The 12,010-nt window shown below is 60.1% G+C and carries 8 protein-coding genes, 1 tRNA gene and 1 pseudogene; 2 read left to right on the forward strand and 8 right to left on the reverse strand.

Annotation, left to right across the window (positions count from 1 at the left end; genetic code table 11):
* Positions 1-23: 23 nt before the first annotated feature.
* From AXW79_RS15800 to yqhD, 5 genes are all read right to left on the reverse strand, one after another.
* Complete coding sequence (locus tag AXW79_RS15800) at positions 24-692, reverse strand: helix-turn-helix transcriptional regulator (protein WP_005318461.1); 669 nt, start codon at positions 690-692, stop codon at positions 24-26.
* Between the two features lie 182 nt (positions 693-874).
* On the reverse strand, positions 875-1,627 hold the full coding sequence (locus AXW79_RS15805) for a substrate-binding periplasmic protein (RefSeq protein ID WP_005318459.1): 753 nt from the start codon (positions 1,625-1,627) through the stop codon (positions 875-877).
* 96 nt (positions 1,628-1,723) lie between these two features.
* Positions 1,724-3,208: a Re/Si-specific NAD(P)(+) transhydrogenase subunit beta gene (gene pntB / locus AXW79_RS15810; protein ID WP_005318456.1), complete on the reverse strand. Its 1,485-nt coding sequence runs from the start codon at positions 3,206-3,208 to the stop codon at positions 1,724-1,726.
* An 11-nt stretch (positions 3,209-3,219) separates the two neighbouring features.
* Positions 3,220-4,743, reverse strand: coding sequence for a Re/Si-specific NAD(P)(+) transhydrogenase subunit alpha (locus AXW79_RS15815; protein ID WP_005318454.1), 1,524 nt, complete (start codon positions 4,741-4,743; stop codon positions 3,220-3,222).
* 507 nt (positions 4,744-5,250) lie between these two features.
* Entirely contained in the window at positions 5,251-6,414 is a 1,164-nt protein-coding gene (yqhD, locus tag AXW79_RS15820) for an alcohol dehydrogenase (protein WP_005318452.1), read from the reverse strand.
* Positions 6,415-6,559: 145 nt separating this feature from the next.
* Between yqhD and AXW79_RS15825 the strand changes: the two are divergent.
* Positions 6,560-7,451 (forward strand): annotated as a pseudogene (locus tag AXW79_RS15825) (AraC family transcriptional regulator).
* Between the two features lie 15 nt (positions 7,452-7,466).
* A complete protein-coding gene (locus AXW79_RS15830) occupies positions 7,467-7,979 on the forward strand; it encodes a lipocalin family protein (RefSeq protein ID WP_005318446.1) in 513 nt (170 codons plus the stop codon).
* A gap of 69 nt (positions 7,980-8,048) precedes the next feature.
* Here AXW79_RS15830 and AXW79_RS15835 read toward each other — a convergent pair whose 3' ends face one another.
* The 3 genes from AXW79_RS15835 to AXW79_RS15845 all read right to left on the reverse strand — a co-directional run bounded on the left by AXW79_RS15835 (position 8,049) and on the right by AXW79_RS15845 (position 11,946).
* The gene (locus AXW79_RS15835) at positions 8,049-9,938 is read right to left on the reverse strand and encodes a methyl-accepting chemotaxis protein (protein WP_005318444.1); all 1,890 of its coding nucleotides are present in this window, start codon (positions 9,936-9,938) and stop codon (positions 8,049-8,051) included.
* A 254-nt stretch (positions 9,939-10,192) separates the two neighbouring features.
* Complete coding sequence (locus AXW79_RS15840) at positions 10,193-11,563, reverse strand: phosphatidylserine decarboxylase family protein (RefSeq protein ID WP_011898258.1); 1,371 nt, start codon at positions 11,561-11,563, stop codon at positions 10,193-10,195.
* 306 nt (positions 11,564-11,869) lie between these two features.
* A tRNA-Trp gene (locus AXW79_RS15845) sits at positions 11,870-11,946 on the reverse strand.
* Between the last annotated feature and the right edge of the window lie 64 nt (positions 11,947-12,010).

Raw genomic sequence — 12,010 nt, forward strand, 5'->3', positions numbered from 1 at the left:
TCATTGCGCCCACGATCGGGCTGTTATTGTTCGTTCAGATCCGCTTTGTGGTTGCGGATATGCAGATAGACGGTATGACGGGAGATGCCGAGCATCTCGGCCACCAGCTGAGCGGCATCCTTGATCTCGAAGATGCCCATGTCGTAGAGCCGGTGCACGATCGCCTTGTTGCGTACGCTGCTGCCGAGGCTCGCATCCTGATCCACCTTGTGGATCACCTGGGCGACCAGATCGTCAACCGAGCTGGCAAAGGTCTCGTTGTTGAGGGGCGCTGGCGCAGCGGGCAGCGAGAAGGTATCGAGCAGGGCCCCGAGCGGCGTCTCCAGGCTGAAGTTCACGCACAGCATGCCGATGGGTTTGCCCTCCCGGTTGCTGATGGTGATGGAGGAAGACTTGAGCAGACCCCCCTCCCGGGTGCGGGAAAAGTAGCTGCTCCACTGGCTGCCTGCGGCGCTCTGCAATTTGTTGAGGGCAAAGTCGGTGACAGGTGCACCCTCTTCCCGGCCTGTGATATGGCCGTTGGCGATCTTGATGACGGAAGCGTGCAGGCTGTCAAAAGCGTGCAGCACCACTTCACAACCCGGGCCGAACAGGGCGGAGAGCGCCTCCACGGCAGGTTCGAAGCTGGCGATCAGGTGGCGCTCTTCATCGGTCAACGCACTGGTTTGGCGTAATGGGGTGGCCTGCATCATAGGAGTCATCCAGTCAACTTGGGGTAACGCTAAAGCAATAAGACTCAAATAAAGTTGAGCCACATCGCTTTTTGCGCAGGCATTATGCCCAAGTGGCGGCAAAGTGCCACAGATTGTGAACGAGAGCACAACAAAAGGACCCGCCTGGTGACACGACTCAACAAACGGGACCTGGCCGTGCCTCAGAGCCCGTAGCGGGCTAGCAGGGCCTGATACTCGGGGGTCTGCTTGAAGGCTTTGAGGGCGAGGGAAAACTGATAGGCCAGGCGCTCGTGGCCGGGTTTGTGGGTGAAGGCGAGAAAGTTGCGGTTGTTGTCGGTCACCGTCTTGATGCTATGGCCCACCAGATCCTGCAACCCCTGCCCCTTGAGCAGATGTAACCCCACCCTCTGGTTCATCACAACGGCATCGAGCCGGCCCGCCATCATCATGTGCAATTGCTTGATCATGTTGCTCTCTCCCGTCATGGGAAAGCGGGTGAACTCGGTCGCGGTGAGGAAGGCTTCGCCATAGGCATAATCCGCCTGGGTGCCTATATGCAGCCCCTTGAGGCTGGCGAGGCTCTGGAAGTCGACGGGTTTGTTCAGGGGGAAAAATATCACTTCGCCACTCTGGGAGAGCGGCTCATCCGGATAGTGCAGCCACTCCAGCCGCCGCTCTTCGAAGAAGGCATCGACGATGGCATCCCCGTTCTGGAATCTGGCCTCCTGCAGCACCCGTTTCCAGGGCAACACCTTGACTGTGGTGCGATAGCCCATTTTTGTGAGTACTTTGCGGGCCAGCTCCAGATCGGCGCCCCCCAGACTGCCGTCGTCCAGCCGCATCACATAGGGCGGCCACAACTCGGTCAACAGAGTCAGGCTCGGCTGTTCGTTTGCCTGTACCGTCCATCCCCACCAGAGGCAGAGCAGGATCCATCCTTTACGCCACATCATGCCGTGATCTCCATCCATGCATTGGCTGAGGATATACCAAAAAGTGAGTAATAAAAAAGGAGGCCGAAGCCTCCTTTTGTCTCTCCTGGCCGACGCTTACAGCGCTTTCAGGATGGCCTCGACGCTGGCCTTGGCATCGCCAAACAGCATCTGGGTGTTCTCTTTGAAGAACAGCGGGTTCTGGACACCGGCATAGCCAGTGTTCATGGAGCGCTTGAAGCCGATGACGTTCTGCGCCTTCCAGACTTCCAGCACCGGCATGCCGGCGATCGGGCTGCCCGGATCTTCCATCGCAGCCGGGTTGACGGTGTCGTTGGCACCGATCACCAATACCACATCGGTATCGTTGAAGTCGTCGTTGATCTCGTCCATTTCCAGCACGATATCGTACGGGACCTTGGCTTCCGCCAGCAGCACGTTCATGTGGCCTGGCAGACGACCGGCAACCGGGTGGATACCGAAACGCACCTTAATGCCGCGATCACGCAGCTTCTGGGTGATTTCAGCCACCGGATACTGGGCCTGCGCCACCGCCATGCCGTAGCCCGGGGTAATGATGACTGAGCTGGAGTTCTTCAGCAGATCAGCCACTTCCTCGGCGCTGGTTTCGCGGTATTCGCCCATCTCCTGGTCGGCCGTGGAGGCCACGCCGTCGGAGCCGAAGCCACCGGCGATAACGGAGATGAAGGAGCGGTTCATCGCCTTACACATGATGTAAGAGAGGATGGCACCGGAGGAACCTACCAGCGCACCCACCACGATCAACAGGTCATTGGAGAGCATGAAGCCCGCCGCTGCCGCCGCCCAACCCGAGTAGGAGTTGAGCATGGAGACCACGACCGGCATGTCGGCGCCACCGATGGAGGCAACCAGATGCCAGCCGAAGGCGAAGGCGATCAGGGTCATCACCAACAGGGCGAAGGTAGAACCACCGGCATTGACGAAGTAGACCATCAGCGCCAGAGAGGCCAGCACAGCCAGCAGGTTCAGCTTGTGGCGATGGGGCAGCATCAGCGGCTTGGAAGAGATCAGGCCACGCAGTTTGCCAAACGCCACCACGGAACCGGTGAAGGTCACGGCACCGATGAAGACGCCCAGGAACACTTCCACCAGATGGATGTTCAGCATGGCGCCGGAGAGGTGCTCGACCTGGGCGACACTGGCCGCCTGCTCGAACGCCGCCCGGGCAGCAGCCAGGGTCGCATCCAGGTTGGAACCGACGGACACCACCACCTCGGCGGGCGCAGACGGGTGCAAGTCGATGAAGCTGTTGAAGCCCACCAGCACGGCCGCCATGCCCACGAAGCTGTGCAGCACGGCTACCAGCTCGGGCATCTCTGTCATCTCGACCTTGAGGGCCAGACGCACGCCGATGGCACCGCCGATCACCATGGCCAGGATGATCCAGTGCACGCCACTGGTTTCCGGGTTGAATACGGTAGCGAGCAGGGCGATGGCCATACCCGCGATACCGAACAAGTTGCCATGCTTGGCCGTTTCTTGCTTCGACAGTCCCGCGAGACTGAGGATGAAGAGCACGGCGGCAACGATATAGGATGCTGTTACCAGTCCTTGAGACACGTTAAACCCCCTTAATCCTTACGGAACATCTTCAGCATGCGCTGGGTGACTGTGAAGCCACCAAAGATGTTGATACTGGCAATCAGCACGGCGACAAACGAGAGCGCGGTGACGAGCGTAGAACCCTGACCAATTTGCAGCAGGGCACCGACCACGATAATGCCGGAGATGGCATTGGTGACCGACATCAGCGGCGTATGCAGGGAGTGGGAGACGTTCCACACCACGTAGTAACCGACCACGCAGGCCAGAATGAATACGGTGAAGTGAGACAGGAAGGCGGCAGGTGCCACGGCTGCCACCCAACCGAAGGCGGCGATGCCAAGGGCACCGAACACGAACTTCTTGTTGGAGGGCTGCTTCTCTTCGGCCTTCTTGATCGGGGCAGCTGCGGGCTTCTGCGGCGCGGCAGAGACGGAGATGGCGGGCGGCGGGAAGGTCACTTCACCGGCCTGGATCACCGTCATGTTGCGCTGGACCACGTCCTCGAAGTCGATGGCAACCTGGCCGTCCTTCTCCTTGCACATCAGCTTCATCAGGTTGACCAGGTTGGTACCGTAGAGCTGGGAGGATTGGGCAGGCAGACGACCCGGCAGGTCGGTGTAACCGATCACCTTGACGCCGTTGGGGGTCACGAACAACTCGGTCGGCTTGGTGTATTCACAGTTGCCACCCGTCGCCGCAGCCAGATCCACGATCACGGAACCCGGCTTCATGCTGTCGACCATCTCCTTGGTGATCAGCTTCGGAGCCGGACGACCAGGGATCAGGGCGGTAGTGATGATGATGTCCACTTCCTTGGCCTGCTGGGCAAACAGCGCCATCTCGGCTGCGATGAACTCATCGGACATGACCTTGGCATAACCATCGCTGGAGGCACCATCTTCGCTGCCGAAGTCCAGCTTGAGGAATTCCCCCCCCATGGATTCGATCTGCTCGGCCACTTCCAGACGGGTATCGAACGCGCGGACGATGGCGCCGAGGGAGCCGGCAGTACCGATGGCAGCCAGACCGGCCACGCCGGCACCGATCACCAATACCTTGGCGGGCGGGACTTTACCGGCGGCAGTGATCTGGCCGGTGAAGAAGCGACCAAACTGATGCGCCGCTTCGACCACGGCGCGATAGCCGCCTATGTTGGCCATGGAGGAGAGGGCATCAAGGGACTGGGCACGGGAGATCCGCGGCACCATGTCCATCGCCATCACATTGATGTTGCGCTCGGACAGCTTCTTGACCAGCTCAGGGTTCTGGGCAGGCCAGATGAAGCTCACCAGGGTGGCACCATCTTTAATTTGTGCGATCTCGGCATCGGTCGGCGCGTTGACCTTGAAGATAAGGTCGGCTTGCCAGACGCTCGGTACCACGCTGGCACCGGCAGCCTCGAAGGCGGCATCATCGAAGCTGGCCAGCTGGCCGGCACCGGCCTCGATGGCGACCTCGAAGCCGAGCTTTTTCAGCTGCTCAACGGTGGCCGGGGTCGCTGCGACCCGGGTCTCACCGGCGAGACTCTCTCTCGGTATTCCAATCTGCATGACTATTCCCTGATGGTTAATAAACAATCGCTGCCCAGTGTCGCATTTCTGGCGAAACAAGACATGACCAAAGTGCAGGTCACGGGCCCTTTGTTATGAAAATCAGTAGGCTTTACCTCAACCTCCTGTCATGGTCAGGCCCCCGCTTCTCAGGCGCGAAGGTGATTAGTATCAAATTTTGGAGTTTTATTACAACCGCAGTCCCGATGGTGCGCGTACAGAATTCAGCCCATCCCGGACCTGGATTTAAAAAAACAAACCAAATTAGCGACTTATACCAGTAAAAAGCACTGGAAAAAGTGATCCAACCAGTCAAAAAAAATGTTTTACCGGCCCTCTATCTTAGCGCTTTTTGTTCTTACGAAATCTGCTCCGATCACAGATATCGGGGCGAAAACAGGAAAAGTAACTGTTTTGTAACAGACAAGGGGCCGGCCACCCGCCAAATGGCAGGCCCCGACCCCTCTGAATTAATCGTTTCGATCCCGACGTTTTGCCCCTGTGCTGTTACCAGGCCGCTTCATAAATATGCTGGCTCTGCACCAGATCGATATCGCCATGCTCGCCAATGGCGGTCATGCCGTGCTCCGCCAGCTTGCCGATCAGGGTGTCGATGCCCAACTCGCTCAGACCATAGTCCCGCAGGCGAGTCTTGACGCCCATCCGCTCGAAGAAGTCACGGGTGGCGGCAATGGCCCCGTCGATACGGTCGCTCTCGCTGCCGCTGCGCAGATCCCACACCCGCTCTGCGTATTGCAGCAACTTGGCATGCTTCTGCTGGCGCTTGGCCTGCAACAGGGCGGGCAGCACCACAGCCAGGGTCTGGGCGTGGTCCAGGCCATGCAGGGCGGTCAGCTCGTGACCCAGCATGTGGGTAGCCCAGTCCTGGGGCACACCGGCACCGATCAGACCGTTGAGGGCCATGGTGGCACTCCACATTATGTTGGCGCGCACCTCGTAGTTCTCCGGTTCCACCAGCGCCTTGGGGCCCTCTTCGACAAGGGTCAACAACAGGCCTTCGGCGAAGCGATCCTGCACCTTGGCATTGACCGGGTAGGTGAGGTACTGCTCCAGGATATGGATGAAGGCATCCACCACACCGTTCGCCACCTGACGAGCCGGCAGCGTGTATGTGAGCACGGGATCCAGCACGGCGAAGCGCGGCATCACGAAGGGCGAGAAGAAGTGCACCTTGTCACCCGTGCTGCGGCGGGTCACCACGGCACCCATGTTCATCTCGGAACCGGTGGCCGGCAGGGTCAGCACGGCGCCGAGCGGAATGGCGGAGCGCACCTCGTTACCAACGGTCTCGAGTATGTGCCAGGGATCCCGGGCCTCATCGTAATGGGCAGCGGCGGCGATGAACTTGGTACCATCGAGCACTGAGCCGCCGCCCACGGCGAGCAGGAAGTCGATTCGCTCGGCGCGGGCCAGCGCCACCGCCCCCATCAGGGTCTCGTAAGTGGGGTTGGGCTCGATGCCACCGAATTCAAACAGTGTCATGCCCGCCAGCTCGTCGCGGATCTGGGCCAGCAGGCCGGTACGCACCACACTGCCACCGCCATAGATGATCAGGATGCGGGCATCGCTCGGGAGCTGTTCACGAAGCTGGGCAACCTGGCCCTTGCCGAACAGGATCTTGGTCGGGGTATGCAGAGTAAAGTTGTTCATCGACATTGCCTTTCTATGTTTCGGGCGGCCAGGCCGCAAAATGTGATTGCATTTTTCTCCAGACCACCTCTACCATCAAGACAACATCCTGCTTGATTCTTGCCTATTTCTACAAACCCGCCAGAATCACCACAAAAGAGACTCCATGCAGAACCGTTACACCGACCTCGCCGCCAAACTGACCCGTCACGGCTCCCGGCATCACAGCTTCTCCGGTTGAGCAGGTAAACCTTATCTACACCACCGAGTACCACGGTCGCATCCCCGTGCTCTACCAGCCACGGATGATAGTGATACTGCAGGGACACAAGGTGGGCTATATGGCGGATCAGGTGTTTCGTTACGATCCCAGCCACTATCTGCTGATGCCGCTGCCCTGTGAGTGTGAGTGTTTTGCCTCCCCCGAGCAGCCGCTTGTCGGTTTCTCCCTCGAGATCAACGTCGCCACCCTGCAGGAGCTGCTGCTGGAACTGGGGGATTCCCTGCCCGCCCCGGCTGTGCAAAAGAGCGGTGTCCACTCAGTCCCCCTGTCCGAAGAAATGTTCTGCGCCGCCGAGCGACTGATCGACCTGATGGACAAGCCCCACCACGCCCGGGTACTGGGGCCGCAGACGGTGCGGGAGATGCTCTTCTACGCGCTGCATGAGGGGGGAGGCCCGGCGCTGCAGGCGCTGGCCAACCGTCACAACCATGTGGGCCAGATAGCCCGGGTGCTGCGTATGATAGAGTCGCGCTTCGCCGACAACCTCACCATGGAGGAGCTGGCGCGGGAGGTGAACATGAGCGTCTCCGCCTTTCACCACCACTTCAAGGCGGTCACCTCCACCTCGCCGCTGCAGTACATCAAGTCATTTCGCCTCCACAAGGCGCGGCTCATGATGCTGCACGACGGCATCAAGGCCGGTGCCGCGGCGGCAAAGGTCGGCTACGAGAGCAACTCCCAGTTCAGCCGGGAGTACAAACGCTATTTCGGCAGCACGCCAACCGATCAGGCCTCCCGCTTTCGGGACGGCCAACTTCGTATCATTGAGGGATAAAAAGAGGGATAACTTATGCGTTCACTGTTCTGTCTGTTGTGTGGCCTGCTGTTGACGGCCTGTACCGGAATGGCCGATGGCATCCGTCCCGTCACCGGCTTCCAGCTCGACCGCTATCTTGGCACCTGGTATGAGATAGCGCGTCTGGATCACAGCTTCGAGCGGGGGCTGGAAGAGGTCAGCGCCAGCTACAGCCTGCGTGATGATGGTGGCGTCAGGGTGATCAATCGGGGCAAGCAGAGCAATGGCAGCTGGCGCGAGGCCGAGGGCAAGGCCTATTTTGTTGACAAGCCGGACGAGGCACGGCTCAAGGTGAGCTTCTTCGGCCCCTTCTACGGCGGCTACAACGTTATCGATCTTGACCCCGATTACCAGCTCTCCCTGGTGACCAGCTACAACCACGACTATCTCTGGATCCTCTCCCGCTCCCCCAACCCGCCGAAAGCCAAGGTCGATGCCCTGGTCGCCAAGGCGAGAGGGCTGGGTTTTGCCACCGACAAGCTCATCTGGGTCAAGCAGCCCGGATAACCTGCGGACATGCAAAAGGGCAGCCCGCGGGCTGCCCTTTTTATTGCTGGCCAGTTATTGCTGGCCGGTTTAGAGGCGGAAGCGGCCTATCTCCTGCTCCAGCCGCTCGGTCAGCGACTTGAGCTCGGCGGCCTGAGCAGCCTCTTCGCCCGCCTGCTCGGCCAGCTCCTGAGAAACGTGGCGTATGTTCTCGGTATTGCGGCTGATCTCGCTGGTGACCGAGGTCTGCTCTTCGGCCGCCGCCGCTATCTGGGTCGCCATGTCGCTGATGGAACCTATGGCCTGGTTGATCAGTGACAGACTTTGGTTGGCGGCTTCCGCATCCTCCACGCTGGTGCCCGCCAGCTGGCGACTGGTCTCCATGCCACCGACCGCACGGCGAGTGGTCTGCTGCAGGGTTTCGATCATCTGCTGGATCTCGTCGGTGGAGTCGTGGGTACGCTTGGACAACACCCGCACCTCGTCCGCCACCACGGCAAAGCCACGGCCCTGTTCGCCGGCCCGTGCCGCCTCGATGGCAGCGTTGAGCGCCAGCAGGTTGGTCTGCTCGGCGATGCCGCTGATGGTTGCCAGAATGCCGCTGATCTTCTGGGCATGGGCATCCAGCTCCACAATGATCTGGCTGGCATCGGCCACCTCGTCCGCCAGCCCTGTGATGCTGCGCTGGCTCTGGCCAACCTGGGACTGGCCCGCAACGGCGAGCTTGACCGCATCCCCCGAGGTGGTGGCCGCAAACTCGGCGTTACCGGCGATCTCCTGAGTTGCAGAAGCCATCTCGGTCACCGCAGTCGCCACCATGACGATCTCGTCCTGTTGCTGGCGCACCCGCTGGCTGCGAGCCAGGGCGCCGGCCGCCTGAGTACGGGACTGGGCCGCCAGCTCGACGGTCACATCCCGCAAGCGGCTGACGATACCGTGCAGGCGGGCCACAAACTGGTTGAAGCTCTCGGCCAGCTGGCCCACTTCATCCTTGCTGCGGGTGTTGATGTGGACTGTAAGGTCCCCCTCGCCGTGGGCGATATCGTGCAACGCCCCGGCCACCCGCCCCAGATCCTGGAACAGGTACTTGAAGGTGCTGGTCAGTACCAGGCCGAACACCAGGATCAGACCCGCACTGATGAGTGACAGCTGCAACAACAGGCTCTGCAGCGGCTCCATCAGCACATCCTCATGCATCACCATGGCCAGCAGCCAGTCGGTGTTGGGGATCGGCAACACCAGCATCTTGGTGTCGCGTCCACCGATCTGCACCGCCTGCAGGCCGCCCTGCTGACTCATGCCCACCAAGCGGTTGGCATCGAGCTCAGGCGCCAAATCCTGGCTCTTCTTGAGCGCCAGATCCTTGTTCGGGTGAGCGACGATGAGGCCGCTCTTGTCCAGCAGCATGGCGTAGCCATCCCCCTGCACCCGCATCGCCAGCACATCCTTGATGAGCTGTTCCAGCGCCAGGTTGGCACCGACCACACCGGCCAGCCGGCCCTGCTGCATCACGGGCTCGGCCAGGGTCACCACCAGCTGCTGCATGGTCACGCTGACATAAGGCTCCGTGATGATGAGCTTGCCCACCTTGACCGCATCCTGATACCAGGGTCGCGCACGCGGGTCATAGTCACCCTTGTTGAGGGAAGGATCGTTGCGGGTCATCACCCCCTCCTCCGAGCCGTAGTAGGCCAGCCCGAAGCCGCCGGAGCGCAAGGTCTGCTGCAGATGAGGCACCAGCTCGGACGTCGGGTGGTTGGCGATGACATTGACCTGGGCGGTCAGGCTCTCGCGCCTGTCCTGCATCCATTTCCCGATCCCCTCGGCGTAGGCGCTGGCATAGTTGCGCGCCTCGCTGTCGATGGCGCTCAGGGTCTGGTTTTTCAGGGTATAGAAGGCGGTCATGCCCAGCAGGCAAACCGTGATCAGGACCACGCCAAGACTGGTGGCCAACAACTTGCCGCGAAGGGAGAGATTCATGGGATATCCTTATGGCTGTCTCAATGGCGTCAAACAAAGCTGTACACCTTGTGTGGACTATATCGACTGAAAATCCTGTTCCATGAATACCAATCCCTTGATTTTAAATGCATCAGTAGCTATCCCACTGGCAACGCTCCTTTCCATCCGGCACTCATCCTTTCCCTCTTGATCCACTGTCGGTGCAACCCCAACCAACGTAAAAAGGCCGCCTTGAGAGGCGGCCCGTCTTGTATCCCGTCACACGCGCCTACCTAGCGCACCCGGGCGATGGCGGTATTGAGCCGCATATTGCCGGCATCCAGGCTCGGGGTTTGACCGTAAAACTCGAACTCCAGCTTGACCCCTGGGCGGAACACCAGACAGTGGGTCGAGCCGCCGAAGTGGAACATGCCGAGCGGATCCCCCTTCTTCACCCTGTCCCCCGCCCTCACGGTAACATCGCAGCTCGACACCTCGGCCATGCCCACAGGCACCACGCACATCAGCCCGATTTTGGGGTTGTCTGCTTCGATGAAGATCAGCGCCCGGGTTGCCACCGAGGTAAGGAAAGGCTGCGAGTTGTTGGGCGCGCTGGGATCCGCCCCCTGCGGGTCGACAAAGCCCTCGAACTGGTTCTCCAGATAGTAGGTGCCGTTGACCACGCGCACCTTGCGAATGGTGCCGCTCACCGGGTTGTGCCAACGGTGATAGCTGAGCGCACTGAGGAAGGCCTGATACACTGTGCCGCCATCGAAGCGGGGCGCCAGATCGTCGAAATCTAGCATGTTGTCCAGCGAATAGGGCTGTCCCTTGAGCCAGAACTGATCGCTGCGGCTCACCCCTTTCTTCACCTGCAACGGCGCCGATTCGCAGGCGTTGACGATGACGTTGTCATCCTCAGGTGCCGAAACGGGTCGCACATCAGGACGGAAGGTGCGGGTGAAAAAGTCATCCCAGCAACTGAAGCCGTGATACTCGGCCGACGGGTCACATTGGAAAATCTGCTCAAAACTGCCAGGTGTCGGATTTGTCCCTTCCCCCAGGGCCCCGCAGGCCACCTTGACCATTTCGCTCTTGGCCGCCTTGCCGAGCCAGGGCACCACCAGAGTCTCTTTATCCAGCTTGCTGACCGGCTCATTCAACACGTAACGCGAGGCCGGGCTTTGCAGAAACAGCGCCCAGTAATCGAGGATTTTCTTGAACTGCTGATTGATCAGGGCGTTGGCAAAGAAGTGATAACCGGATTGGGTCGCCATGGGCCAGTCGAGCAGGGCATTGATGGGAAAACCGATAAGGCCGGAGGGTTCGTGCGTCGGAATATCCTGATATGCCTCGGGTGCCGTGGTCATGATGCCGTTGAGCAACCCCAGAAACTCCTCGAAGGATCGCACCTCGACCTGGCCGAGCGGGGTCAGATGCTTGTGACGCCAGGCCTCCTTGAACATGGCTTCTGCCTGGGCGTGCAACCAGGGATCGGCATTGACCAGATCCCGCAGCTCGGCGATGGGGGGCACCAGCTCACCCGGCTGGTTGGCGACATAGTGCTTCATCCGCCGGATCCAGCGCGCTATATGGGCACTGTCCCGAGGTACCCAGCCACCGGGGCGAGACTTGTTCAGTCGGGTTTCAACTGCCTCGTTCATGAGTCTATCTCCGCAAGTGATGTTCACGCCCACAATCCACGGCTTGAGCATTGGCTATCTGAGTGCCATCAAGGCGCAATGGCACCGCCCGTCTTGTGTAGCACAGGGAGCCATGAAGCACGATTGCCAGAAACGACAGGGCGGATTGGTGCAATAGCGACTAGCGGTCAAGGCAGGCGTTGAATGTGAAGCGAGACAACTGCCGCGAAACGGCCGCAACACAGGGAAGAGAGAGGGAACCAGGGGAACAAAACTGGGAACGCAGAAATGGGAAAAGCCAGCTCAATGAGCTGGCTTTTCTGAAAATGGCAGGGGCGGCAGGACTCGAACCCGCAACCATCGGTTTTGGAGACCGCTGTTCTACCAATTGGAACTACGCCCCTGCAACAAACGAGGCGAATTATACAAAGCCGGGTTCAAAGGTAAAGGCTTTTTTCTCACTTTCGA

This window comes from Aeromonas salmonicida subsp. salmonicida, from assembly GCF_001643305.1.
GTDB lineage: Bacteria > Pseudomonadota > Gammaproteobacteria > Enterobacterales > Aeromonadaceae > Aeromonas > Aeromonas salmonicida.